Genomic DNA, 24,580 nt, shown 5'->3' on the forward strand with positions numbered 1-24,580 from the left:
ATGCGGCGCTTGCCGGAGTCCATGCATGAATACGATTGCGGAGCGCGAAAGCCTCGAAGTGAGCGGCACGGCTGGCGGTGCCCCCGCGCTGGAAATCGCGGGTTTGCAGGCATGGTACGGGGAGTCCCATATCCTGCATGGCGTCGATCTGACGGTGAACCGTGGCGAAGTCGTCACGCTGCTTGGCCGCAACGGCGCGGGGCGCACCACCACATTGCGCGCGATCATGGGCCTGACCGGCCGGCGCACCGGTTCGATCCGCATCGACGGACGCGAAACCATCAATCTGCCCACGCATCGCGTCGCCCATTGCGGCATCGGCTATTGCCCGGAAGAGCGCGGGATTTTTTCGAGCCTCTCGTGCGAGGAAAATCTGCTGTTGCCGCCGCCCGTCGGCGACAAGGCGCACATGATGTCGCTCGAAGAGATCTATTCGATGTTTCCGAATCTGCAGGAACGCCGCATGAGCCAGGGCACGCGGCTCTCGGGCGGTGAGCAGCAGATGCTGGCCGTCGCGCGCATTCTGCGGACCGGAGCGAGTTTGCTGTTGCTCGACGAAATCTCGGAAGGCCTCGCGCCCGTCATCGTGCAAGCGCTCGCCCGCATGATCATGACGCTCAAGGCGCGCGGCTACACGGTCGTGATGGTCGAACAGAATTTCCGCTTTGCCGCGCCACTGGCGGATCGCTTCTACGTGATGGAGCACGGTGCGATCGTGGAACACTTCGAGGCCAGTGAGCTCGAAAGCAAGATGCCGGTACTGCACGACCTACTGGGCGTATAGACAGGAAGTAACGAGAAGCGTCCGATTGCCTCTGATAACCACAAGCGAAGAAACCAGGAGACAGGAATGAAAAAGAACCCACTCGCGCGGCTTGCTACCCTTTGTTTCGCGGCTGCCGCCGGCGCCGCGTTGACGATGAGCAGCGCGCAAGCGGCCGACGATGCGGTCAAGATCGGCTTCATCACCGATCTGTCGGGGCTGTATGCGGACATCGACGGCCAGGGCGGCCTCGAAGCGATCCGCATGGCGATCGCCGACTTCGGCGGCAAGGTCAACGGCAAGCCGATTACGCTGGTCTACGCGGATCACCAGAACAAGGCCGATATTGCCGCGTCGCGCGCGCGTGAGTGGTTCGACCGTGACGGCGTCGATATGCTGATCGGTGGCACGAACTCGGCGACCGGACTGTCGATGAACACCGTGGCCGGCGAGAAACACAAGGTCTACATCAACATCGGCGCTGGCGCCGACACGCTGACCAACGAGCAATGCACGCCGTACACGATTCACTATGCGTACGACACCACGGCGCTCGCCAACGGCACGGGTTCGGCGGTGACGAAGCAGGGCGGCAAGACGTGGTACTTCCTGACGGCCGACTACGCGTTCGGCAAGGCGCTTGAAAAAGCCACGGCGGACGTGGTGAAGGCGAATGGCGGGCAGGTGCTCGGCGAGGTGCGGCATCCGCTGTCGGCATCGGACTTCTCGTCGTTCCTGCTGCAGGCGCAATCGTCGAAGGCGCAGATCCTCGGCCTCGCCAACGCGGGTGGCGACACGGTCAACGCGATCAAGGCAGCCAAGGAATTCGGCATCACCAAGACGATGAAACTGGCCGCGCTGCTGATGTTCATCGACGATGTGCACAGCCTGGGTCTGGAAACCACGCAAGGTCTGGTGCTGACGGACAGCTGGTACTGGAACAAGGACGCCACCACGCGCAAGTGGGCGCAGCGCTACTTCGACAAGACGAAGAAGATGCCGTCGAGCTTGCAGGCGGCCGATTACTCGGCGACCATGACCTATCTGAACGCGGTGAAAGCGGTCGGATCGACAGACACCGACAAGGTGATGGCGCAGCTGCGCAAGACCAAGATCGACGACTTCTACGCGAAGGGCTACATCCGTCAGGACGGCAGCATGATCCACGACATGTACCTGATGCAGGTGAAGACGCCGGCCGAATCCAAGGAGCCGTGGGACTACTACAAGATCATGGCGACGATCCCGGGCGAGCAGGCGTTTACGACCAAGGCCCAGACGCGCTGCGCATTGTGGAAATAAGCGCGGGTTGATAACCACACGGCCACCGTTGAGCTCCGTCTGACGGGAGATTGATGGCGCCGCGATGGTACACAGACCGACGGTAAGGCGTTTCACATGCCACGTGCGATCGGTGCATGGTTCACCGATCGCACGCCGGCCGGATCGTGCATGACCGATCTCACCCTGGCAATGGCTTAAGGGATTAAGGCTTCAATGGAAATCTTTGGCGTTCCGCTACCGGCAATGCTCAGCCAGCTGCTGCTGGGGCTCGTGAACGGCTCGTTCTACGCGATTCTGAGCCTGGGTCTTGCAGTGATTTTCGGCTTGCTCAACGTGATCAACTTCGCGCACGGCGCGCTGTTCATGCTCGGCGCGATGCTCGCGTGGATGGGGTTCTCGTATTTCGGGCTGCCGTATTGGGTGATGCTGGTGCTCGCGCCGCTGATCGTCGGCGTGTTCGGCATCGTGATCGAACGTTCGATGCTGCGCTGGCTGTACAAGCTCGATCACCTGTATGGGCTGCTGCTGACCTTCGGGCTCACGCTGGTTGTCGAAGGCGTGTTCCGTTCGATCTACGGTTCGTCCGGCCAGCCGTATGACGTGCCGTCGGCACTCTCCGGCGCGACCGATCTCGGCTTCATGTTCCTGCCGAACTATCGCGCGTGGGTGGTGGTGGCGTCGCTCGTGGTCTGCTTCGTGACGTGGTTCGTGATCGAGAAGACGCGTCTTGGCGCCTATCTGCGCGCGGGCACCGAAAACCCGAAGCTGGTCGAGGCGTTCGGCATCAACGTGCCGCTGATGATCACGCTCACCTATGGATTCGGCGTCGCGCTGGCAGCGTTCGCCGGTGTGCTCGCCGCGCCTGTGATTCAGGTCTCGCCACTGATGGGCCAGCCGATGATCATCACCGTGTTCGCGGTGGTGGTGATCGGCGGCATGGGCTCGATCATGGGCTCGATTCTGACTGGCCTGATGTTAGGCGTGATCGAAGGGCTGACGCGTGTGTACTACCCGGAAGCGTCGGCGACCGTCGTCTTCGTGATCATGGCGCTCGTGTTGCTGGTGCGTCCGGCGGGTCTCTTCGGCAAGGAAAAATGATGCAGAGAAAAGTGCTCTACGGTCTGCTGCTGATCGCGCTTCTCGCGGTGCCGGTGCTCGGCATCTATCCGCTCTTCATCATGAAGGTGATGTGCTTTGCGTTGTTTGCCGCGGCTTTCAATCTGCTGATCGGCTACACCGGCTTGCTCTCGTTCGGTCACGCAATGTTTCTTGCCTCAGCCGGTTACGTCACCGGTTATGCGATGCAGACGCTCGGCTTCTCGCCGGAACTCGGCGTGCTGGCCGGCACGGCCGCGGCGACCGTGCTCGGGCTGGTGGTCGGCCTGTTTGCGATTCGCCGGCAGGGGATCTACTTCGCGATGGTGACGCTGGCGCTCGCGCAGATGGTCTACTTCGTGTTCCTGCAGGCGCCGTTCACGCACGGCGAGGATGGCCTGCAAGGCGTGCCGCGCGGCAAGCTGTTCGGCTTGCTGGATCTGTCGTCGGATGTGACGCTGTACTTTGTCGTGCTGGCCGTGATGGTGCTGGCGTTTTTGCTGATCGTACGGATCGTGCACTCGCCGTTCGGGCAGGTGCTGGTGGCGATCAAGGAGAACGAACCGCGCGCCGTGTCGCTTGGCTACGATACGGATCGCTTCAAGCTGCTGGCGTTCATTCTGTCGGCGGGGATTGCGGGGCTGGCGGGCTCGCTCAAGGTGCTGGTGCAGGGCTTCGAGACGCTGAGTGACGCGTACTGGACCATGTCGGGCCTCGTGGTCCTGATGACGCTGGTCGGTGGCATGGGCACGCTGTTCGGGCCGTTGCTCGGTGCGGCGCTGATCGTGGCGCTGGAGGACCGGCTCGGCGATATTGGCACCGCGCTGGCAACGTCCACGGGGGTCGAATGGTTTCGGTCGCTGGGCGAATCGGTGACCATTGTGACGGGCCTGATTTTTATCGCCTGTGTGCTGGCGTTCCGGCGCGGCATTGTCGGCGAGATCATCGCGCGGGTGCGGCCATTGCGGGCCTGAAATGGCGCAAAACTTTAAATTGCTTCGGCATCCGATGTAATTCGGCGGTCTTGAAGTGTGCGAAGCAGGGCCCTATGCTGCGCGTTTCATCGCTGCGAACAAGGCTGCATACAACGTGCCCCAATTTAGTGCCGCACTGCACCACTAGGGTAATTGCTAGTTGTAGCGGATCAGGCGCTCGTTTAATCTTCATGCAGTTCTGATGCACCCGAATTTTGCAGGTGGAGAACGAGGAGACAATGAGGCACTCAGTGCCCAGACGAAAGCGCTGTTGGATTGATATCCAACAGCGCTTTTTATTTGTGTTTCTTGTAAAATACCATTCAAATCCCAAGCTAATTCGGTGATCCTTTTTTATTCACCGAACCACTCCCCATTTCACCTGCCGCGATCCCGCAAAATGCTTGCAGCGCGGGGCTTTCGTCCGCTAAACTCCCCATTCACCGACCGCTTGGTCGGCGATTCAAATCCGCAGATTTGAATTCAATTGAATAACGGGGTAGATAGAGGAGCGGGATGAAGTCGGCATTGCGTTGGATGAGCGCGGCACTGGTCGCCACCGGGGTATCCGCAGCATGGAGTGGTCATGCATTCGCGGACGTGAAAATCGGCGTCACGGTGTCGGCCACGGGACCGGCCGCGTCGCTCGGTATTCCGGAAAAAAACACGATCGCACTTCTGCCGAAAGAAGTAGCGGGGCAGAAAATCGATTACATCGTGCTCGATGACGCCACTGATTCCACCGAGGCCGTCAAGAACACACGCAAGCTCACCAGCGAAGATCATGTGGATGCATTGATCGGCTCGACTGTCGTGCCGAACTCGCTGGCCATGATCGACGTCGCGGCGGAAAGCACCACGCCGATGATCTCCATGGCCGCCGCGGCGAGCATCGTCGAACCCATGGACGCGAAACGCGCATGGGTCTTCAAGACGCCGCAAAACGACATTCTGATGGCCACCGCGATCGCGCAGCACATGGCGAATCACGGCGTGAAAACGGTCGGGTTTATCGGCTTTGCCGACGCCTACGGCGAGAGCTGGTTCAAGGAGTTCGGCAAGGCTGCCGAGCTCGCGAAGATCAAGATCGTCGCGAACGAACGCTTCGCGCGCAACGACGCTTCGGTGACCGGCCAGGTGCTGAAGATCATGTCGCAGAATCCGGACGCGGTACTGATCGCCGGCGCGGGCACACCGGCTGCGCTGCCGCAAAAGACGCTCAAGGAGCGCGGCTACAAGGGCAAGTACTATCAGACGCATGGCGTCGCCAATAACGATTTCCTGCGCGTGTGCGGCAAGGATTGCGAAGGCACGTATCTGCCGGCCGGTCCGCTGCTGGTTGCTGATCAGCTGCCCGATTCGAATCCGGTGAAGAAGACTTCGCTCGCGTACAGGCATGCGTATGAGGCCGCATACGGCGCCGGCTCGGTATCGACGTTCGGCGGTCACGCGTGGGATGCAGGTTTGCTGTTGCAGCGCGCGATTCCGGTGGCGCTGAAGAAAGGTCAACCGGGCACGCCTGCATTCCGCGAAGCACTGCGTGCGGCACTTGAAAACACGAAAGACATGCCCGCTTCCCACGGCATCTTCAACATGAGCGCGAACGACCACGCTGGCCTGGACCAGCGGGCGCGTGTGATGGTGGAGATCGTCGGCGGTAAGTGGAAGCTGTCCGGCGACTGAGCGAAGGCGAAGCGATACGGAATCTCATCAAAAAAGACGCGAGCAGTTGACGCGTCTTTTTTATTGCCTGCATTGGGTGAATGGCGGTGCGTAAAGCGGGTTGGATAATCGAAGAACCAGCGCTCGAAGCGCGGTTGAAACGGCCGGTTTCCGGACAAACCCGCAGCATTCGGATGAGCGTCTATTGACCGTGGATGATACAAACGCAATACATACTAATATGTTAGTGTTTTGCGCATAAGAAATCGCAGTAGTGGTTCGCAGCAAGGGAGTGGCACGAGAAGAAGGGCGAAGGCATTGATGCTGAGCAGGGAAAACCATGCTTGGCACGCGTGAACCCTATAACTAGATTCAGACACCCGGCCCGTGAGCCGGATTACAGATACGCGCTTTAAAGCGTTGGAGACTTGCAATGAAAAAGACAAAGCAATGGGTACGCACCGGTATCGCGATGGCGTTGATGTGCGGCGCGGGCGCAGCCTTTGCGCAGGTGAAAATCGGCGTTACGTTGTCCACCACGGGACCGGCTGCATCGCTCGGGATTCCTGAGAAGAACACCATCGCGCTGCTGCCGAAAGAGATCGGCGGCAAGACGGTACAGTACATCATCCTCGATGACGCATCGGACACCGGCAAGGCCGTGCAGAACACGCGCAAGCTGATCGACGAAGACCACGTCGACGCGATCATCGGTTCGACCGTTACGCCGAACTCGCTGGCGATGCTCGACGCCGCGGCGGAAGGCAAGACGCCGGTGATCTCGCTGGCGGCATCGGCCGCGATCATTTCGCCGATGGACGCCAAGCGCGCATGGGCCTTCAAACCGCCGCAAAACGACAGCCTGATGGCTGATGCAATCGCCGACTACATGGAGCATCACGGCGTGAAGACGGTCGGCTTCATCGGCTTCGCGGATGCGTATGGCGACGGCTGGAACAACGTCTTTACCGCTGCGGCCGCGGCACATCATCTGACGATTGTCTCCAACGAACGCTTTAACCGCACCGATGCCTCGGTGACCGGCCAGGTGCTGAAGACGATGGCCGCGAACCCCGATGCGGTGCTGATCGCGGGCGCGGGTACGCCGTCCGCGTTGCCGGCCAAGACGCTCAAGGAGCGCGGCTACAAGGGCAAGGTGTATCAGACGCACGGCGTCGCCAACAACGACTTCCTGCGCGTCTGCGGCAAGGACTGTGAAGGCGAGTTCCTGCCGGCCGGCCCGATCCTGGTGGCGGATCAGTTGCCTGACTCGAACCCGGTGAAGAAGTCGTCGCTGGCGTACAAGGCAGCGTATGAGAAAGCGTACGGCACGGGCTCGGTGGCGACCTTCGGCGGTCACGCATGGGACGCGGGCCAGATGCTGCAAGCCGCGATTCCGGTCGCGCTGAAGACCGCTCAACCGGGCACCGAAGCGTTCCGGGTGGCGCTGCGGGGCGCACTTGAGAACATCAAGGAACTGCCGGTCTCGCACGGCATCATGAACACCACGACGACCGACCACAATGGCCTCGACAAGCGCGCTCGCGTGATCGTGCAGATCGTCGACGGCAAGTGGAAGTTGCAGAACGACTAATAACAAAAGCGGTACGCGCCTCTCGCGCATTTGCGGTGCATGACTGATGCCGCATTGCCATTCTGTTCGATGACAATGGCAACGACCGCCGCGCCGTATTCGTGCGCGGCGGTCGCCTTTTCACGCATTGCAGGTTAGTGGCCGGCCGCGGGTTCTGCCGCCACGACTGTTTCCCGGTTTCGATTTCGACGCTTCAGGACGAGGAAGTATGGATCTATCAATTGCGGCGATCCTCGCGCAGGACGGCATCACCACTGGCGCGATTTACGCGCTGCTCGCGCTCGCGCTGGTGCTGGTGTTCTCCGTGACACGGGTGATCTTCATCCCGCAGGGGGAGTTTGTTTCGTACGGCGCGTTGACGCTCGCCGCACTGCAGACACAGAAATTTCCGGCGACCTGCTGGTTGCTGATGGCAATGGGCGCGGCGTGCTTCGTGGTCGAGGTGGCGGGGTTGGTGCGCCATCCTGAGCGGCGGCGGCATGCGGCTCGCACGCTGGTCATGCTGGTGGGCAAATACCTGCTGTTTCCCATCGCGGTTTACGCGCTCACTCAAGGCGTTTTCCTACATCAACTACCGATGATCGCGCAGATCGCACTGACGCTGTTGATCGTGATTCCGATGGGGCCCTTCGTCTATCGGCTCGCCTATGAGCCGATCGCGGAGGCGACCACGCTGCTGCTGCTGATCGTGGCGGTGGCGGTGCACTTTGCGATGGTCGGCCTCGGGCTCGTGATGTTCGGTGCGGAAGGCTCGCGCACCACGGCGTTCTCGGATGCGACTTTCAATCTCGGCAGCTTGTCGATTTCCGGGCAGAGTTTGTGGGTGGTTGGTACGGCAGCGGTGCTGATCGGTGCGCTGTATCTGTACTTCGACCGTTCGATCTCCGGCAAGGCTTTGCGCGCGACCTCGGTGAACCGGCTCGGCGCGCGGCTCGTCGGCATCGGCACGACGCAGGCTGGGCGCCTCGCGTTCACGCTCGCTGCGGGCCTCGGTGCGCTGTGCGGCATCCTCGTCGCACCCTTGACCACCATCTACTACGACTCGGGCTTCCTGATCGGTCTGAAGGGCTTCGTGGGGGCGATTATCGGCGGCCTGGTCAGCTATCCGCTGGCGGCAGCAGGCTCGATCCTGGTCGGCCTGCTGGAGTCGTATTCGTCGTTCTGGGCGAGCGCTTATAAGGAAGTGATCGTGTTCACGCTGATCATTCCGGTGTTGCTGTGGCGGAGTCTGGCCAGCCCGCACTCGGAAGAGGAAGAGGAGTGACACGATGAAACGGATCATGCAAAACAAGTTTTTCTGGCTGTTCCTCGTGGTGCTGTTCGCGTTGCCGGTGTTGCCGCATCCGATTCATGTGCCCGAGTACTGGGTGACACTGCTCAATTACATCGGCTTGTATTCGATCGTTGCGATCGGTCTCGTGCTGCTGACCGGTATTGGTGGGATGACGAGCTTCGGACAGGCGGCGTTCGTCGGCATCGGCGCGTATGCGACCGCGTATCTGACAACGACGTATGGCGTGTCGCCGTGGCTCGCGCTGATCGCAGGCGTGGTGGTGACGGCGTTGATCGCGCTGATGCTGGGTCTCGTAACGATGCGGCTATCGGGCCACTTTTTGCCGCTCGGCACGATCGCGTGGGGGCTCGCGCTGTTCTATCTGTTCGGCAACATGGAGATGCTCGGCAAGTACGATGGCATTAACGGGATTCCTGTGCTGAATGTTTTTGGCATCAACCTGGAGTCCGGCCGCCATATCTATTACCTGATCTGGGTGGTGGTGCTCGGCGCGGTGATCTCTGTTCAAAATCTGCTTAACAGCCGACCGGGGCGGGCGATCCGCGCATTGCGCGGCGGCGGCATGATGGCTGAAGCGATGGGCGTCAACACGGCGTGGATGCGCGTGGTGATCTTCGTCTATGCCGCAGTGCTGGCGTCGATCTCGGGTTTCTTGTACGCGCACCTGCAGCGCGCGGTGAATCCGACGCCCTTTGGTCTGAACCACGGGATCGAGTTTCTGTTCATGGCGGTGGTCGGCGGCGTGTCGCATGTCTGGGGCGCCGTGCTCGGTGCAGCGATCCTGACCGTGCTGCAGGACTATCTGCAAACGCTGCTGCCCAAGCTGCTTGGCGAAAACGGTAACTTCGAAGTGATCGTGTTCGGCATCTTGATGGTGTTGCTGCTGCAATACGCTCGCCAAGGCGTCTGGCCGTTTGTCGCGCGGTTTTTCCCCAAAGGCCCCCGCGCGCACCTGTCGGATCATGCCGAGCCGTTGCCGCAGCGCAGCAAGCCGACTGCGGGTGAAAGCCTGCTGACCGTGAATAAGGCGCGCAAGCAGTTCGGCGGCCTGGTCGCGGTGAACGATGTCAGCTTCGACGTGAAAGCAGGGCAGATCATCGGCTTGATTGGTCCAAATGGCGCCGGCAAATCGACCACCTTCAATCTGGTCACGGGCGTGTTGCAAGCGACCAGCGGCGAAATCACCTTTCGCGGCGAGCGTATCGATTCACTGAGTTCACGTGAAATCGTCAAGCGGGGTATTGGCCGCACCTTCCAGCACGTCAAGCTGCTGCCTGGGATGACGGTGCTGGAGAACGTTGCGATCGGCGCGCATTTGCGTGGCCACGCCGGTGTGTGGCGCAGCGTCGCGCGGTTGAACGGCGCTGAAGAAGCGCGCCTGATGGCCGAAGCGGCGCGCCAGATTCGCCGCGTCGGACTCGAGCAACATATGTACGACGAGGCGGGTAGCCTTGCGTTGGGGCAACAACGGATCCTCGAAATTGCTCGGGCGCTGTGCTGTGACCCGACCTTGTTGCTGCTGGACGAACCTGCCGCCGGTCTGCGGTATCAGGAAAAACTGCAGTTGGCGGACTTGCTGCGCCGCCTCAAAGCCGAAGGCATGAGCGTACTGCTGGTCGAACACGATATGGATTTTGTGATGAATCTCACCGATCGACTTGTGGTGATGGAATTCGGTACGCGGATCGCGGAAGGCCTGCCGCAGGATGTCCAGCAAGATCCGGCTGTGCTTGAGGCTTATCTGGGCGGGGTGGAATGATGGAAAACACGATGAATGCGGCTGCACCGATTCTTGACGTGAACGGGTTGTCCGTCCGCTATGGCAAGGTGGAGGCGCTGCATGGCGCGGCAATCAAGGTGCGGCCCGGGCAGATCGTCTCAGTGATTGGTCCGAATGGCGCGGGCAAGTCCACGTTGCTGAACGCGATCATGGGCGCATTGCCGACTACGGGCCATGCGAAGGGCTCGGTTCTCTATCAAGGTGAAGACGTCAGCGCGGTACCGGTTGAAAAGCGCGTCGCGCGCGGCATGTGTCTTGTGCCGGAAAAGCGCGAGCTGTTCGCGTCGATGACGGTTGAAGACAATCTGGTCCTCGGCGCATATCGGCGCAAGCGGGCAGGGGAGCGCAACTTTCTCGATCAACTCGAGCCGGTCTTTACGCTTTTTCCTCGCTTGAAAGAGCGCCGGAAGCAGGCCGCCGGGACGTTGTCCGGCGGTGAGCGGCAGATGCTCGCGGTCGGCCGTGCGTTGATGGGCAAACCCGATCTGCTGATGCTCGACGAACCGAGTCTGGGCCTCGCACCGCTGATCGTGAAGGAAATTTTCCACATTATTAGTGCGCTGCGGCAGACCGGCGTCGCGACGCTGCTGATCGAGCAGAATGCACGCGCTGCGCTGCAGATCTCCGACTACGGTTACGTGCTTGAAACCGGTGAATTGGCGCTCGAAGGGCCTGCGGCTGATCTGGCGCAGAATCCGCGTGTGATCGAAACCTATCTGGGGCTGGCCAAGAAAGTGGCTTAATTTCTCGTTTTCGTTGGGTTCGCTGCAATTCAAAGCGGTGTGTTTCACGTGAAACACACCGTTTTTTTCTTGTCTGGCCATTCGGCCGAAATTCGGGCCTAAACCGAACCCGTTATAATTCGCCCATACATTTTTCTTTGAAAGGCTCACGCGACGATCTGGCGTGAGATCCGCGATGCTTTTTCCCACAGAATTTGACGTAATCGTGGTCGGCGGTGGTCATGCCGGCACCGAAGCCGCTTTGGCTTCGGCACGCATGGGCAATACCACGCTCCTGCTGACGCACAACATCGAAACCCTAGGTCAGATGAGTTGCAATCCGTCTATCGGCGGTATTGGCAAGGGCCATCTGGTGAAGGAAGTCGATGCGCTTGGCGGTGCGATGGCGGCCGCGACGGACGAGGGCGGGATCCAGTTTCGCATCCTCAATTCGTCGAAGGGGCCTGCTGTCCGTGCGACGCGCGCGCAGGCGGACCGTCTGCTGTACAAGCAGGCAATCCGGCATCGGCTGGAGAACCAGCCGAACCTCTGGCTGTTCCAGCAGGCGGTCGACGATTTGATGGTGGAAGGCGACCGGGTGGTCGGCGCTGTGACGCAGGTGGGGATTCGTTTCCGCGCGCGCGCGGTTGTGCTGACGGCCGGGACGTTCCTCGACGGCAAGATTCACGTGGGTTTGAACAACTACACCGGTGGCCGTGCCGGTGATCCGGCAGCGGTGTCGCTATCGGCGCGCCTCAAGGAATTGAAGCTGCCACAGGGCCGCCTCAAGACTGGGACGCCGCCGCGTATTGACGGTCGAACGATCGACTTTTCGAAGCTTGAAGAGCAGCCGGGCGATCTGGATCCGGTGCCGGTTTTCTCGTTTTTGGGGCGCGTCGAGCAGCATCCGCGCCAAGTACCGTGCTGGGTCACGCATACGAATGAGCGCACGCACGACATTATCCGCGGCGGTCTCGACCGCTCGCCGATGTACACGGGCGTGATTGAAGGGGTAGGGCCGCGGTATTGTCCGTCGATTGAGGACAAAATTCACCGCTTTGCGTCGAAAGAATCGCATCAGATCTTTCTTGAACCGGAAGGGCTGACGACGAACGAGTTCTACCCCAATGGGATTTCCACCAGCCTGCCGTTCGACGTGCAGTTGGAACTCGTGCGCTCGATGCGCGGCTTGGAGCATGCCCACATCCTGCGGCCGGGCTATGCGATCGAATACGACTACTTCGATCCGCGTGGGCTGAAGGCATCGCTGGAAACCAAGGTGATCAGCGGTCTGTTCTTCGCGGGCCAGATCAATGGCACGACCGGCTATGAAGAAGCCGCTGCACAAGGTTTGCTGGCGGGGATCAATGCCGGCTTGCACGTGCAGGGTAAAGACGCGTGGTGCCCGCGCCGCGATCAGGCCTACCTGGGTGTTCTAGTCGACGATCTGGTGACGCGCGGGGTGTCCGAGCCGTATCGGATGTTCACGAGCCGCGCCGAATATCGTTTGAGCTTGCGTGAAGATAACGCCGATATGCGTCTGACGGAGATCGGTCGTGAGCTTGGTGTGGTCGACGACATTCGATGGGGTGCATTCAGCCGCAAGCGCGACGCTGTTTCACGTGAAACAGAGCGCCTTCGGACGACGTGGGTGAACCCGAAGACGTTGCCGCCCGAAGAAGCGACCGCACTCCTCGGCAAGCCGATCGACCACGAATACAGTCTGGCCGATCTGCTGCGCCGTCCGGGCGTGACATACGACGGCGTCTGCGGTTTGCGCGCGGGTGCATGTGCTGCGCCTGAAACGCTGGCTGAGGACGACGTTTTGCTCGCCCAAATCAAGGAGCAGATCGAGATCGGCATCAAGTATCAGGGTTATATCGACCGCCAGGCCGATGAGATCGAGCGGAATGAATCACACGAAAGTACGCGTTTGCCTGAGGGATTGGACTACGCCGAGGTAAGAGGGCTGTCGTTCGAGGCGCGTCAGAAGTTGACGCAATTCCGTCCTGAGACTATCGGGCAGGCGTCGCGTATCTCCGGCATTACCCCAGCGGCTATCTCCCTGCTGATGGTTCACCTGAAGCGTGGCTTGGGCCGTCGCTCGACAAAACCCGCCGAGCCCGGCGCCGATAGCACGCCGGTGACGCAATGACGGTGAGTCAGAAGGGAAGGGATAGTGAGGCATTGACGCCGCTGCTAGCGGACGGCGTCCGCGAACTCGGCCTCGATTTAAGCGATGCGCAGCTCGGCAAACTGCTCGACTACGTAGCGTTGCTGTCCAAATGGAACGCCGTCTACAACCTGACGGCGATCCGAGATCCCCGGCAGATGCTTATTCAGCACATCCTGGATTCGCTTTCGATCGTGCCGCATCTCGCCACGCGCAGTGTGTCCTCGGTGCTGGACGTGGGTTCCGGCGGTGGCCTGCCCGGCATCGTGCTGGCTATCGTCCTGCCCGACTGGACGGTCACCGTCAACGACATCGTTCACAAGAAGACGGCTTTTCAGGCCCAGGCCAAAGCCGAACTCGGCCTTGCGAACCTGTCGGTCGTCACAGGACGCGTCGAGACCTTGCAGCCGGGCGCCGAAGTACCGGCAAAGTTCGACGTAATCGTGTCGCGCGCATTCGCAGAACTCGCGGATTTCGTTACACTGGCCCGTCATCTGGTTGCGGACAAGGGCGCGATTTGGGCGATGAAGGGTCTGCGTCCGGATGGTGAGATCGAGCGCCTGCCAGCGGGCGCCCACGTGGAACAGATTATTCGGCTGAACGTGCCATCGCTCGACGCGGAGCGGCACCTGATCAAGGTGCGGGTGGACGCCGAAAACTGACGGCCACCGCCAGCTCAATAACACGCACCGCGTACCAGAAGTGCTTTTACTTTATTCAAGCAGCAAAAAAGGGAAAAGGGACACACCAACGATGGCAAAAATCTTCTGCGTTGCGAACCAGAAGGGCGGCGTCGGCAAGACGACGACGGCAGTCAATCTGGCCGCGAGCCTGGCAGCGCAGGGACAGCGAGTCCTTCTCATCGATCTGGACCCGCAGGGCAACTCCACGATGGGCAGCGGCGTCGACAAGGCCGCATGCTCAAACACCGTCTATGAAGTGCTGGTGGATGGCGTATCGGTGGCCGATGCGCGAGTACGCCCGGAAGCCGTCGGCTACGACATGCTGCCCGCCAACCGTGAACTGGCTGGCGCCGAGGTTGAACTGGTCAGCGTGCAGAACCGTGAGCGCCAATTGAAGGTCGCCTTGGCGGCGGTCGAAAGCGAATACGACTTCATATTGATCGACTGCCCGCCGGCTCTGTCGCTGCTGACGCTCAACGGCTTGTGCGCCGCGCACGGCGTGGTGATTCCGATGCAGTGCGAGTACTTCGCGCTTGAGGGTCTGTCCGACCTGGTGAACACGATCAAGCAGGTGCATGCGAACCTGAATCGCGATCTAAAGGTGATCGGCCTGCTGCGCGTCATGTTCGATCCGCGCATCACCTTGCAACAGCAAGTCTCGGATCAACTGAAAGAGCATTTCGGCGACAAGGTGTTCGACGTGGTGATCCCACGCAACGTGCGTCTTGCCGAGGCGCCTAGCTATGGGTTGCCGGGTGTCGTGTTCGATAAGGCGTCGCGCGGCGCGCAAGCGTATGTGCAGTTCGGTGCAGAGATGATTGAGCGGGTGCGCACGTTGAACGACGCGCCCTTGGCGTCCTAAGCGGATCGAGGAAGCACAATGAATGCAGTAGCAAGAAAGAAGGGCTTGGGCCGCGGTCTGGAAGCATTGCTTGGCGGCAGTGCGGATATTACCGAGGCCGCAGTGATCCAGGGGGCGCCGAACGTACTGCCGCTCAGCAAACTGCAGGCTGGCAAGTACCAGCCTCGCACGCGCATGGACGAAGGTGCGTTACAGGAATTGGCGGCCAGCATTCGTGCCCAGGGGCTCATGCAGCCGATTCTGGTGCGACCGGTTTCGGCGGATAAGTATGAGATTATCGCCGGCGAGCGGCGTTTCCGCGCTGCACGCCTTGCCGGCCTCGACGAGGTGCCGGTGTTGGTAAAGGACGTGCCGGACCAGGCCGCCGCAGCCATGGCGCTGATAGAGAATATTCAGCGCGAAGATCTGAATCCACTGGAAGAAGCGCAGGGCATTCAGCGCTTACTCGACGAGTTCAATTTCACACACGAGCAGGCGGCTGAATCGGTGGGCCGCTCGCGCAGTGCGGTATCGAATCTGTTGCGCTTGCTCAACCTCGCGGCGCCGGTCCAAACGATGCTGCTGGCCGGAGATCTCGACATGGGGCATGCGCGCGCGCTGCTGGCCGTCGACGCCGCAACGCAGATCACGCTGGCCAACCAGGTGGTCAACAAGCGCATGTCGGTACGCGAGACTGAAAAACTTGTGACGGCAACCACCAAGGTTGCGCCCGCAGTGAAGGCGCGTGCGAATCAGGACGGCGGCCGCGACACGCGACGGCTCGAAGAGGAGTTATCCGATCTGCTTGCCGCAACGGTAAAGATCAAGCTCGGCCGGCGCGGCCGCGGCCAGGTGCTGGTGGACTTCGGCGATCTGGACGCATTGGAAGGCATTCTTGTCCGGTTGCGGGGTAACGCCACCATCGCCTGATCGTGGCGGATTGAACGCCAGGGATGTTGAGCCTGCTCGCGGGTTGGCCGGCTTTCGAAGTCACAAGCTGTTTGGCGTGCGTCGTGTGTTTCCGGCGGCGATGGCGATCGTGCGACGGTCGTATCTGCCGCGAGCAGGGTTCGTTTGCGATCTCTCTGATTGAGCGAAACTCGAGACCTGATATCACGTGGATTCCTAACTATGTGATGCGGTAGATAATCAGGAATGCGATATATCGGTATGCGCTGATATTTTGCGTCGATGCAGATGGACATAGCCGGGTTGCGCGGCGATTTGATGGCCACGCGGATCGGGCAGCCGGCGGGCTGAGCCTGACCGCTGCGCTGCTTCGACGAGTTCCAGATACGCGGCCTTTCGCCCGTTGGGATCGGGCGGCAGAATTCGTGTACGACACGTGGACGGGGCCATCGGCAGGGTAAGGGCAGGGAAGGTTTCGACACGAAACGGCCGGCGCCTGGTTGCTCGCTGCGTCGATCATCTGATTTTGAAGGCGGCTTTCTATGCTCTCTGGTCGCCACGGAAAGGGGCGCAGCCCATATTCACCGTCTCGCCCCTACCCGGCGCCGCGCTCCATGTCCACCAAAGCTGGCAAAAACCATCGTCTGTTGCATTTTTGAGACGTCCGCAACAGCGTCGAAACGACGCATCCACATGCTTCAGCCGACCCGATATATTGGGCATGTTTTGCCTTTCCCCGGCCGCCTTACATTTGCCGTGTACAGGGCGGCCAAAATCCCATTCCCGCATCGTGAAGAGCGTTTTCACGCTGGTTATTGAACGGCCTAAAGTCTTGAATTGCCTGCAACTATCGCTTACAATCGCCCGGATTTAATTGCACGGCAACCCCGTAAGCGCAGCGTAAGCTCTCGGGCTGGAACAAGACTTTCGGAACACTGCGATGGCGGTTAAAACGTCGAATCAAGCGCCGAAGAATGGGCGTGACGACCACCGCGCTGAACGCACCATTTCCGATGCGTCCACCGGTCAGCACGTTACAACTGACGATGCGTGGGATGTCGAGCAACAAGATAACAATATCGTTCCGCTCACGCGGGCTGAGGCTGAAAAGCTGTTTGGTCCGAATGTGAGTCGTCCATCGCGTGTCACGCCTTTTAAGGTCGTGGCAGCGCAAATGGCTTTGTCCCTGGGTGCTACGCTGGTGTGGTGGCTGTTCTATAAGCCGCCGGGCGCTGCTGCGCTGTCCGCGTTCCTGGGAGGGGCGATCTGCTGGGTGCCGGGCGCGCTGTTCGCGGCACGCCTTAGAACGCTGAGTGGCGCCGAAACAGTGATGAGCTGGATGATTGGCGAAGCGCTCAAGATGGGGACGACGATCGCGATGTTTGTAGCCATCGCTTTCTGGTATCACGACGTACGCTGGGTGCCGCTGCTCGTGACCTACCTCATCGCGCTCAAGACTTACTGGATCGCCCTCGCGTGGCGCTAAGGTAGTAGCAGAGAATAGCAACACAAAATTCAGGCCGGCGCGCAGCGCTGGCATAAGGAGTGCGGATATGACACGATCCGCACCCGGCGTGTTCCCGCAATACAGCATTGTGGCGGGAGCGGCCTAAGACGATTTTCGACAATTTGGGTGGCATTAACGATATGGCAGCTAGCGAAGGCACGCGCGCTCTGGATCCGTCCGAGTACATCGCGCACCACTTGCAGAACTTTTCCACCGCGAACCAGACGTCGATTTTCGACATCCATGTGTGGAATCTGGACACCCTTTTCTGGTCGATCGTTTGCGGTCTGGCCACGATCGCCATCCTCCATCTGGCCGCTCGCAAGGCGACATCCGGCGTGCCGGGTCGTTTCCAGTGCGCGATCGAAATGCTGGTCGAGATGGTCGAAGATCAATCGAAGTCGATGATCCACGGCTCGCGCACCTTCATTGCACCGCTGGCACTGACCGTGTTCGTCTGGGTTGCATTGATGAACTCGCTCGACTTCATCCCCGTCGATCTGCCGGGCCGCGTGATCGGCTGGCTGGGCCTCTCGGAAGCCATCCCCCATCATCGTATCGTGCCGACCGCCGACCTGAACGGCACGCTCGGCATCGCACTCGGCGTGTTCGCGCTGATGATTTACTACAACTTCAAGATCAAGGGCGCAGGCGGCTTCGTGCATGAACTGCTGTCGGCTCCGTTCGGCGCGCATCCGCTGCTGTGGATCCCGAATCTTGCATTGAACATCATCGAGTTCGTCGCAAAGACGGTTTCGCTCGGCATGCGGCTGTTCGGCAACATGTACGCGGGCGAGCTGTTGTTCCTGCTGATTGCCCTGCTCGGCAGCATGTGGGGTTTCGGCGCGGACGCGTCCGTGCTCGGCTTTATCGGCCACGTCATCGCAGGCACGGTCTGGGCGATCTTCCACATCCTGATCGTTCTGCTGCAAGCGTTCATTTTTATGATGCTGACGCTGGTGTACATCGGGCAGGCACACGACACCCACTAATCACGGCGTGTCGAACGACGAATTGTTTTTAGTTTTGTTTTATTAAATCCCAGTTCCAACCAGTTCTAGAAGACTTTTCACAAAGGAGTGATCATGCAAGCTTTCATCGCCAACATCCAGGGTCTGACCGCCATCGGTATCGGCATCATCATCGGCCTGGGTGCAATCGGCGCCTGTATCGGTATCGGCCTGATGGGTGGCAAGTACATCGAAGCATGTGCTCGTCAGCCGGAACTGATGAACCCGCTGCAAACCAAGATGTTCCTGCTGGCTGGTCTGATCGATGCGGCGTTCCTGATTGGCGTTGGTGTGGCAATGCTGTTCGCGTTCGCGAACCCGCTGCTGTCGAAGCTGGCAGGCTGAGGTTCCTCGGAAGTTTGCGCCTGAGCTATAACTGGTAAAGGCGCAGGGCGGAACGGGCACTTGGGCGCTGATCGAATACAGAATCGATGAGCGCCTTGCCGTTTCACTTTCCGAACTAGCAACGTTTAAGGAAACACCGTGAATCTCAACGCAACCCTGTTTGCGCAAATGGTCGTGTTCCTGATCCTCGCGTGGTTCACGATGAAGTTCGTGTGGCCGCCGTTGATCAACGCCCTCGACGAGCGCTCCAAGAAGATTGCTGACGGTTTGTCTGCTGCTGAAAAGGGCAAGGCTGAACTCGAAGCCGCTCACAAGCGCGTCGACCAGGAACTGGCTCAGGCACGCAGTGACGGCCAGCAACGTATTGCTGACGCGGAAAAGCGCGCTGTGGCAGTCGCTGACGAAATCAAGGCTCAAGCGCAAGCTGAAGCCGCTCGCATCATCGCGCAAGCGAAAGCCGACGCGGACCAGCAAGTCGTGAAAGCGCGCGAAACGCTGCGCGGCGAAGTCGCTGCACTCGCCGTGAAGGGCGCTGAACAGATCCTGAAGCGCGAAGTCGACCAGGCAGCTCACGCTGACCTGCTGAATCAACTGAAAGCCGAGCTCTGATCATGGCCGAACTTGCAACCATCGCCCGTCCGTACGCAGAAGCGCTGTTTGGCGTGGCCGAAGCTGGTGACATCGCCGCCTGGTCCACGCTCGTGCAGGAGCTGGCACAGGTTGCGCGTCTGCCCGAAGTGCTGTCGATCGCCTCGAGCCCGAAAGTAAGCCGCGCCCAGGTCAGCGAACTGCTGCTGGCCGCGGTCAAGTCGCCGCTCAAGGACAACGCGCAAGCGAAGAATCTGGTGCAAATGCTGGTCGATAACCATCGCCTGCCATTGCTGCCGGAAATCGCTGTGCAGTTCGAAGAGTTGAAGAACGCCCGCGAAGGAGCGGCAGATGTGCTGATCGTCAGCGCATTCCCGCTCGAAGGCGCGCAGTTGAACGAACTCGTCGCAAGTCTCGAACGCAAATTCAAGCGCAAGCTGAAGCCGACGGTCGAAGTCGACTCGTCGCTGATCGGCGGCGTGCGCGTGACGGTTGGCGACGAAGTGCTCGATACCTCGGTCCGCGCGCGGCTTGCCAGCATGCAGACGGCTCTGACGGCCTGAAGCGCCCGAGGCGCTTCAGCAGCTGGCACGCAACAGAATTGACTATCAGGAGCGAATAATGCAACTCAATCCCTCTGAGATCAGCGAGCTGATCAAGAGCCGGATCCAGGGCCTTGAAGCGAGCGCAGACGTTCGCAACCAGGGCACCGTGATCTCCGTGACCGACGGTATCGTGCGCATCCACGGCCTGTCGGAAGTGATGCAGGGCGAAATGCTCGAATTCCCGGGCAACACCTTTGGTCTCGCACTGAACCTCGAGCGCGACTCGGTCGGCGCCGTGATTCTGGGTGAGTACGAACACATTTCGGAAGGCGACATCGTCAAGACGACGGGCCGCATTCTCGAAGTGCCGGTGGGTCCGGAACTGCTCGGCCGCGTGGTCGATGCACTCGGCAACCCGATCGACGGCAAGGGCCCGGTCAACGCGAAGAAAACCGACGCAATCGAAAAGATTGCGCCGGGCGTGATCTGGCGTAAGTCGGTTTCGGAACCGGTCCAAACCGGTCTGAAGTCGATCGACGCGATGGTGCCGGTTGGCCGTGGCCAGCGCGAGCTGATCATTGGCGACCGCCAGTGCGGCAAGACCGCAGTCGCAGTCGATACGATCATCAACCAGAAGGGCAAGAACCTCTTCTGTATCTACGTCGCGATCGGCCAGAAGGCTTCGTCGATCATGAACGTGGTGCGCAAGCTGGAAGAAACCGGCGCGCTGGAATACACGATCGTCGTGGCCGCTTCGGCTTCGGAATCGGCTGCGATGCAATACCTCGCACCGTACGCCGGCTGCACGATGGGCGAATACTTCCGCGACCGTGGTCAAGATGCCCTGATCGTGTATGACGATTTGACCAAGCAAGCTTGGGCATACCGTCAGATCTCGCTGCTGCTGCGCCGCCCGCCGGGTCGTGAAGCTTATCCGGGCGACGTGTTCTATCTGCACTCGCGCCTGTTGGAGCGTGCTGCTCGCGTCTCGGAAGAGTACGTCGAGAAGTTCACGAACGGCGAAGTGAAGGGCAAGAGCGGTTCGCTGACGGCACTGCCGGTCATTGAAACGCAGGCAGGCGACGTGACCGCATTCGTTCCGACGAACGTGATCTCGATTACCGACGGTCAGATCTTCCTGGAAACCGACCTTTTCAACGCAGGTATCCGCCCGGCAATTAACGCCGGTGTGTCGGTGTCGCGCGTTGGCGGTGCGGCTCAAACCAAGGTGGTGAAGAAGCTGTCGGGCGGTATCCGTACCGACCTCGCGCAGTACCGTGAACTGGCAGCGTTCGCACAGTTCGCATCGGACCTTGACGAAGCCACCCGCAAGCAGCTGGAGCGCGGCCGCCGCGTGACGGAACTGCTGAAGCAGCCGCAATATCAACCGCTGCAAGTGTGGGAACTGGCAATCGCTCTGTTCGCCGCGAACAACGGTTACCTCGACGATCTGGAAGTTGCGCAAGTGCTGCCGTTCGAAAAGGGCCTGCGCGAATATCTGAAGTCGAGCCACGCTGACCTGGTCAAGCGCATCGAAGATACCAAGGAACTCTCGAAGGACGACGAAGCCCTGCTGCATACGGCTCTCAAAGACTTCAAGAAGTCCGGCGCATATTGATCTGCGAGTGATCCGCAAGGCATAAACGGACCTTGAAGCGGCGCGGGCCGCAGGCAACTGAACCCGCGCTGCTTCGATCGCTTTGCATGGGACCCGAGTAAGCGCTGAAGCGCTTACTCGGGCCGACAAGGAGCAAGCAATGGCTGGAATGAAGGAAATTCGCGGCAAGATCAAGAGCGTGCAAAACACGCGCAAGATCACGAAAGCGATGGAGATGGTGGCCGCATCGAAGATGCGCCGCGCTCAGGAGCGCATGCGCGCTGCTCGCCCGTACGCCGACAAGGTCCGCGATATCGCTGCACACATGAGCCGTGCGAACCCGGAGTATCGTCACCCGTTCATGGTGTCGAACGAAGGCGCGAAGACGGCTGGCATCATCCTCGTCACGACCGATAAAGGTTTGTGCGGCGGGATGAACACCAACGTGCTGCGTGCGTCGCTGCAGAAGTTCAAGGAACTGGAAGGTCAGGGCAAGACGGTCGAGGCAACTGCGATCGGCACCAAGGGTCTGGGTTTCCTGAACCGTCTGCGCGCCAAGGTGGTGTCGAATGTCGTGCATCTGGGCGACACGCCGCATCTGGAAAAGCTGATCGGCGCGGTGAAGGTGCAGCTCGACCTGTACTCGGAAGGCAAGGTTTCGGCGGTGTACCTGGCGTACACGCGCTTCGTCAACACGATGAAGCAGGAACCGGTGATCGAGCAACTGTTGCCGCTGTCGGCAGATCAGTTCGAGCGTAAGGACGAAGACGGCACGACGCCGAGCACGCAGTGGGACTACATCTACGAGCCGGATGCGCAGGCAGTGGTGGACGAACTGCTGGTGCGTTATGTCGAAGCGCTGGTCTATCAGGCCGTCGCGGAAAACATGGCATCGGAGCAGTCGGCACGGATGGTCGCAATGAAGGCCGCTTCGGACAATGCGAAGACGGTCATCAACGAACTGCAGCTCGTGTACAACAAGAGCCGTCAGGCCGCGATCACGAAAGAACTGTCGGAAATCGTCGGTGGCGCAGCGGCAGTCTGACCTTGACGGTCAGGCATGCCGCTTCGTGCGTGCCCGTGAGGCGCGCCCCATCGAAACTGCGCCTTTGCGCGAGTGAAGAATTGAGTATCTAAAGGAAAAGCGATGAGTACTACTGCTTTGGTAGAAGGCAAGATCGTACAGTGCATCGGCGCGGTGATCGACGTGGAATTCCCGCGTGACCACATGCCGAAGATTTACGACGCGCTCATTCTCGACGGTTCGGAACTGACCCTCGAAGTCCAGCAGCAGCTGGGCGACGGCGTTGTCCGTACCATCTGTCTGGGTGCATCGGACGGCCTGCGCCGCGGTACGACGGTGAAGAACACCGGCAAGCCCATCAGCGTGCCGGTTGGCAAGCCGACCCTCGGCCGGATCATGGACGTGCTGGGTCGCCCGATCGACGAAGCCGGTCCGATCAACTCGGACGTGGTTCGCGGTATTCACCAGAAGGCTCCGGCGTTCGACGAACTGTCGCCGTCGACGGAACTGCTCGAAACCGGCATCAAGGTTATCGACCTGATCTGCCCGTTCGCCAAGGGCGGTAAGGTTGGCCTGTTCGGTGGCGCGGGTGTGGGCAAGACCGTGAACATGATGGAACTGATCAACAACATCGCTAAGGAACACGGTGGTTATTCCGTGTTCGCCGGTGTTGGCGAGCGTACCCGTGAAGGGAACGACTTCTATCACGAAATGAAGGACTCGAACGTTCTCGACAAGGTCGCGCTGGTGTACGGCCAGATGAACGAGCCGCCGGGCAACCGTCTGCGCGTCGCGTTGACCGGTCTGACGATGGCTGAGCACTTCCGTGACGAAGGCCTCGACGTGCTGTTCTTCGTCGACAACATCTACCGTTTCACGCTGGCAGGCACGGAAGTGTCGGCACTGCTCGGCCGTATGCCGTCGGCAGTGGGCTATCAGCCTACTTTGGCTGAAGAAATGGGTAAGCTGCAAGAACGTATTACGTCGACCAAGACCGGCTCGATCACATCGGTGCAGGCCGTGTACGTCCCTGCGGATGACTTGACCGACCCGTCGCCGGCTACGACTTTCGGCCACCTGGACGCAACCGTCGTGTTGTCGCGTGACATCGCTTCGCTGGGCATCTACCCGGCGGTCGACCCGCTCGATTCGACCTCGCGTCAGATCGACCCGAACGTGATCGGCGAAGAGCATTACGCGATCACGCGCGGCGTGCAGCAAACGCTGCAGCGCTACAAGGAATTGCGCGACATTATCGCGATTCTGGGTATGGACGAACTGGCGCCGGAAGACAAGCTCGCCGTGGCGCGCGCTCGTAAGATCCAGCGTTTCCTGTCGCAGCCGTTCCACGTCGCTGAAGTGTTCACGGGCTCGCCGGGCAAGTACGTGCCGCTGAAGGAAACGATTCGTGGTTTCAAGATGATCGTTGACGGCGAGTGTGACCATCTGCCGGAACAAGCGTTCTACATGGTCGGCACGATCGACGAAGCCTTCGAAAAGGCCAAGAAGATCCAGTAAAGGTGGGGTGTAGGTAATCAGGCGCGGCAGATCGCATCACTGAATAAGTAACACGTGATTTATCGCGCCTCTCACTACGCTCAACCCAGCCTTGCATGGGACGAGAATAAGCGCTAAAGCGCTAACTCTCGTCGAGCTTTGCAGGGGGACCCGAGTAAGCGCTAAAGCGCCAACTCTGGTCGCCACAGGAGTCGACACTTATGGCAACAATCAAGGTAGACGTCGTCAGCGCGGAAGAGCAGATCTTCTCGGGCCAGGCGAAGTTCGTCGCGCTGCCGGGCGAAGCAGGTGAACTCGGCATTCTGCCGGGCCACACGCCGCTCATCACGCGGATTCGTCCGGGTGCGGTGCGCATCGAAGCTGAAAACGGCGAAGAAGAGTTTGTGTTCGTCGCCGGTGGCATTCTCGAAATCCAGCCTGGCGCTGTGACGGTTCTCGCCGACACGGCAATCCGCGGCAAGGATCTCGACGAAGCCAAGGCTGAAGATGCACGCAAGCGTGCGGAAGAAGCGCTGCAGAACACGGGTTCGAACCTCGAATACGCGACCGCGCAAGCGGAACTGGCGTACGCGACGGCTCAACTCGCTGCGATTCAGCGTCTGCGCAAGCTGCGCGGTCAGAACTAGGCATCACGTTTTAGAGAGAAAGCAGCCTTCCTGGCTGCTTTTTTTT

22 protein-coding genes are annotated in these 24,580 nt (G+C 60.2%); all 22 read left to right on the top strand.

The annotated features are described in order from the left end of the window. The first annotated feature begins 25 nt into the window (after window positions 1-25). Window positions 26-784, top strand: coding sequence for an ABC transporter ATP-binding protein (locus P0D84_RS20745; RefSeq protein ID WP_408339490.1), 759 nt, complete (start codon window positions 26-28; stop codon window positions 782-784). Window positions 785-850: 66 nt separating this feature from the next. Beyond that, a complete protein-coding gene (locus tag P0D84_RS20750) occupies window positions 851-2,065 on the top strand; it encodes an ABC transporter substrate-binding protein (RefSeq protein ID WP_408339493.1) in 1,215 nt (404 codons plus the stop codon). A gap of 195 nt (window positions 2,066-2,260) precedes the next feature. Continuing rightward, on the top strand, window positions 2,261-3,145 hold the full coding sequence (locus tag P0D84_RS20755; RefSeq protein ID WP_408339495.1) for a branched-chain amino acid ABC transporter permease: 885 nt from the start codon (window positions 2,261-2,263) through the stop codon (window positions 3,143-3,145). Continuing rightward, window positions 3,145-4,116, top strand: a complete 972-nt coding sequence (locus tag P0D84_RS20760) for a branched-chain amino acid ABC transporter permease (protein WP_408339914.1) — start codon at window positions 3,145-3,147, stop codon at window positions 4,114-4,116. The genes P0D84_RS20755 and P0D84_RS20760 overlap by 1 nt, the downstream gene beginning before the upstream one ends. A gap of 516 nt (window positions 4,117-4,632) precedes the next feature. After that, entirely contained in the window at window positions 4,633-5,799 is a 1,167-nt protein-coding gene (locus P0D84_RS20765) for an ABC transporter substrate-binding protein (protein WP_408339498.1), read from the top strand. Window positions 5,800-6,211: 412 nt separating this feature from the next. Further along, entirely contained in the window at window positions 6,212-7,372 is a 1,161-nt protein-coding gene (locus P0D84_RS20770; RefSeq protein WP_408339501.1) for an ABC transporter substrate-binding protein, read from the top strand. 208 nt (window positions 7,373-7,580) lie between these two features. Beyond that, on the top strand, window positions 7,581-8,636 hold the full coding sequence (locus tag P0D84_RS20775) for a branched-chain amino acid ABC transporter permease (RefSeq protein ID WP_408339504.1): 1,056 nt from the start codon (window positions 7,581-7,583) through the stop codon (window positions 8,634-8,636). 4 nt (window positions 8,637-8,640) lie between these two features. After that, complete coding sequence (locus P0D84_RS20780; RefSeq protein WP_408339507.1) at window positions 8,641-10,425, top strand: branched-chain amino acid ABC transporter ATP-binding protein/permease; 1,785 nt, start codon at window positions 8,641-8,643, stop codon at window positions 10,423-10,425. A gap of 11 nt (window positions 10,426-10,436) precedes the next feature. After that, window positions 10,437-11,189 carry an ABC transporter ATP-binding protein gene (locus P0D84_RS20785; protein ID WP_408339509.1) on the top strand — a complete coding sequence of 251 codons (753 nt, stop codon included), beginning with the start codon at window positions 10,437-10,439 and terminating at the stop codon, window positions 11,187-11,189. Window positions 11,190-11,364: 175 nt separating this feature from the next. After that, window positions 11,365-13,323, top strand: coding sequence for a tRNA uridine-5-carboxymethylaminomethyl(34) synthesis enzyme MnmG (gene mnmG / locus P0D84_RS20790; protein ID WP_408339512.1), 1,959 nt, complete (start codon window positions 11,365-11,367; stop codon window positions 13,321-13,323). Then, complete coding sequence (rsmG, locus tag P0D84_RS20795; protein WP_408339514.1) at window positions 13,320-14,003, top strand: 16S rRNA (guanine(527)-N(7))-methyltransferase RsmG; 684 nt, start codon at window positions 13,320-13,322, stop codon at window positions 14,001-14,003. The genes mnmG and rsmG overlap by 4 nt, the downstream gene beginning before the upstream one ends. A 91-nt stretch (window positions 14,004-14,094) precedes the next feature. Further along, on the top strand, window positions 14,095-14,886 hold the full coding sequence (locus P0D84_RS20800; RefSeq protein ID WP_408339516.1) for a ParA family protein: 792 nt from the start codon (window positions 14,095-14,097) through the stop codon (window positions 14,884-14,886). Between the two features lie 18 nt (window positions 14,887-14,904). Beyond that, window positions 14,905-15,795 (top strand): ParB/RepB/Spo0J family partition protein, encoded by an 891-nt coding sequence (locus tag P0D84_RS20805; RefSeq protein WP_408339518.1) that lies wholly within the window; start codon window positions 14,905-14,907, stop codon window positions 15,793-15,795. A gap of 919 nt (window positions 15,796-16,714) precedes the next feature. Then, entirely contained in the window at window positions 16,715-17,260 is a 546-nt protein-coding gene (locus P0D84_RS20810; RefSeq protein ID WP_323047232.1) for an ATP synthase subunit I, read from the top strand. Window positions 17,261-17,421: 161 nt separating this feature from the next. Next, complete coding sequence (gene atpB / locus P0D84_RS20815; RefSeq protein ID WP_408339520.1) at window positions 17,422-18,273, top strand: F0F1 ATP synthase subunit A; 852 nt, start codon at window positions 17,422-17,424, stop codon at window positions 18,271-18,273. 93 nt (window positions 18,274-18,366) lie between these two features. Then, a complete protein-coding gene (gene atpE / locus P0D84_RS20820) occupies window positions 18,367-18,636 on the top strand; it encodes a F0F1 ATP synthase subunit C (protein ID WP_007180033.1) in 270 nt (89 codons plus the stop codon). A gap of 138 nt (window positions 18,637-18,774) precedes the next feature. After that, window positions 18,775-19,245 (top strand): F0F1 ATP synthase subunit B, encoded by a 471-nt coding sequence (locus P0D84_RS20825; protein ID WP_408339522.1) that lies wholly within the window; start codon window positions 18,775-18,777, stop codon window positions 19,243-19,245. 2 nt (window positions 19,246-19,247) lie between these two features. Continuing rightward, the gene (locus P0D84_RS20830; protein WP_408339525.1) at window positions 19,248-19,787 is read left to right on the top strand and encodes a F0F1 ATP synthase subunit delta; all 540 of its coding nucleotides are present in this window, start codon (window positions 19,248-19,250) and stop codon (window positions 19,785-19,787) included. Window positions 19,788-19,845: 58 nt separating this feature from the next. After that, a complete protein-coding gene (atpA, locus tag P0D84_RS20835; RefSeq protein WP_408339527.1) occupies window positions 19,846-21,387 on the top strand; it encodes a F0F1 ATP synthase subunit alpha in 1,542 nt (513 codons plus the stop codon). A 139-nt stretch (window positions 21,388-21,526) separates the two neighbouring features. Continuing rightward, on the top strand, window positions 21,527-22,411 hold the full coding sequence (atpG, locus tag P0D84_RS20840) for a F0F1 ATP synthase subunit gamma (protein WP_179735230.1): 885 nt from the start codon (window positions 21,527-21,529) through the stop codon (window positions 22,409-22,411). A gap of 102 nt (window positions 22,412-22,513) precedes the next feature. Then, on the top strand, window positions 22,514-23,908 hold the full coding sequence (atpD, locus tag P0D84_RS20845) for a F0F1 ATP synthase subunit beta (protein WP_120346436.1): 1,395 nt from the start codon (window positions 22,514-22,516) through the stop codon (window positions 23,906-23,908). Between the two features lie 200 nt (window positions 23,909-24,108). Then, entirely contained in the window at window positions 24,109-24,534 is a 426-nt protein-coding gene (locus P0D84_RS20850; protein WP_012434800.1) for a F0F1 ATP synthase subunit epsilon, read from the top strand. Window positions 24,535-24,580: the final 46 nt, after the last annotated feature.

Origin of the sequence: Paraburkholderia sp. RL17-337-BIB-A, from assembly GCF_046025895.1 — a bacterium.
GTDB classification, from domain to species: domain Bacteria; phylum Pseudomonadota; class Gammaproteobacteria; order Burkholderiales; family Burkholderiaceae; genus Paraburkholderia; species Paraburkholderia fungorum_C.

Excerpts from the sequence above, each read along its gene's own strand:
- P0D84_RS20745 (WP_408339490.1), top strand. The coding sequence starts at position 26 with ATGAATACGATTGCGGAGCGCGAAAGCCTCGAAGTGAGCGGCACGGCT.
- P0D84_RS20750 (WP_408339493.1), top strand. The coding sequence starts at position 851 with ATGAAAAAGAACCCACTCGCGCGGCTTGCTACCCTTTGTTTCGCGGCT.
- P0D84_RS20755 (WP_408339495.1), top strand. The coding sequence starts at position 2,261 with ATGGAAATCTTTGGCGTTCCGCTACCGGCAATGCTCAGCCAGCTGCTG.
- P0D84_RS20760 (WP_408339914.1), top strand. The coding sequence starts at position 3,145 with ATGCAGAGAAAAGTGCTCTACGGTCTGCTGCTGATCGCGCTTCTCGCG.
- P0D84_RS20765 (WP_408339498.1), top strand. The coding sequence starts at position 4,633 with ATGAAGTCGGCATTGCGTTGGATGAGCGCGGCACTGGTCGCCACCGGG.
- P0D84_RS20770 (WP_408339501.1), top strand. The coding sequence starts at position 6,212 with ATGAAAAAGACAAAGCAATGGGTACGCACCGGTATCGCGATGGCGTTG.
- P0D84_RS20775 (WP_408339504.1), top strand. The coding sequence starts at position 7,581 with ATGGATCTATCAATTGCGGCGATCCTCGCGCAGGACGGCATCACCACT.
- P0D84_RS20780 (WP_408339507.1), top strand. The coding sequence starts at position 8,641 with ATGAAACGGATCATGCAAAACAAGTTTTTCTGGCTGTTCCTCGTGGTG.
- P0D84_RS20785 (WP_408339509.1), top strand. The coding sequence starts at position 10,437 with ATGAATGCGGCTGCACCGATTCTTGACGTGAACGGGTTGTCCGTCCGC.
- mnmG (WP_408339512.1), top strand. The coding sequence starts at position 11,365 with ATGCTTTTTCCCACAGAATTTGACGTAATCGTGGTCGGCGGTGGTCAT.
- rsmG (WP_408339514.1), top strand. The coding sequence starts at position 13,320 with ATGACGGTGAGTCAGAAGGGAAGGGATAGTGAGGCATTGACGCCGCTG.
- P0D84_RS20800 (WP_408339516.1), top strand. The coding sequence starts at position 14,095 with ATGGCAAAAATCTTCTGCGTTGCGAACCAGAAGGGCGGCGTCGGCAAG.
- P0D84_RS20805 (WP_408339518.1), top strand. The coding sequence starts at position 14,905 with ATGAATGCAGTAGCAAGAAAGAAGGGCTTGGGCCGCGGTCTGGAAGCA.
- P0D84_RS20810 (WP_323047232.1), top strand. The coding sequence starts at position 16,715 with ATGGCGGTTAAAACGTCGAATCAAGCGCCGAAGAATGGGCGTGACGAC.
- atpB (WP_408339520.1), top strand. The coding sequence starts at position 17,422 with ATGGCAGCTAGCGAAGGCACGCGCGCTCTGGATCCGTCCGAGTACATC.
- atpE (WP_007180033.1), top strand. The coding sequence starts at position 18,367 with ATGCAAGCTTTCATCGCCAACATCCAGGGTCTGACCGCCATCGGTATC.
- P0D84_RS20830 (WP_408339525.1), top strand. The coding sequence starts at position 19,248 with ATGGCCGAACTTGCAACCATCGCCCGTCCGTACGCAGAAGCGCTGTTT.
- atpA (WP_408339527.1), top strand. The coding sequence starts at position 19,846 with ATGCAACTCAATCCCTCTGAGATCAGCGAGCTGATCAAGAGCCGGATC.
- atpG (WP_179735230.1), top strand. The coding sequence starts at position 21,527 with ATGGCTGGAATGAAGGAAATTCGCGGCAAGATCAAGAGCGTGCAAAAC.
- atpD (WP_120346436.1), top strand. The coding sequence starts at position 22,514 with ATGAGTACTACTGCTTTGGTAGAAGGCAAGATCGTACAGTGCATCGGC.
- P0D84_RS20850 (WP_012434800.1), top strand. The coding sequence starts at position 24,109 with ATGGCAACAATCAAGGTAGACGTCGTCAGCGCGGAAGAGCAGATCTTC.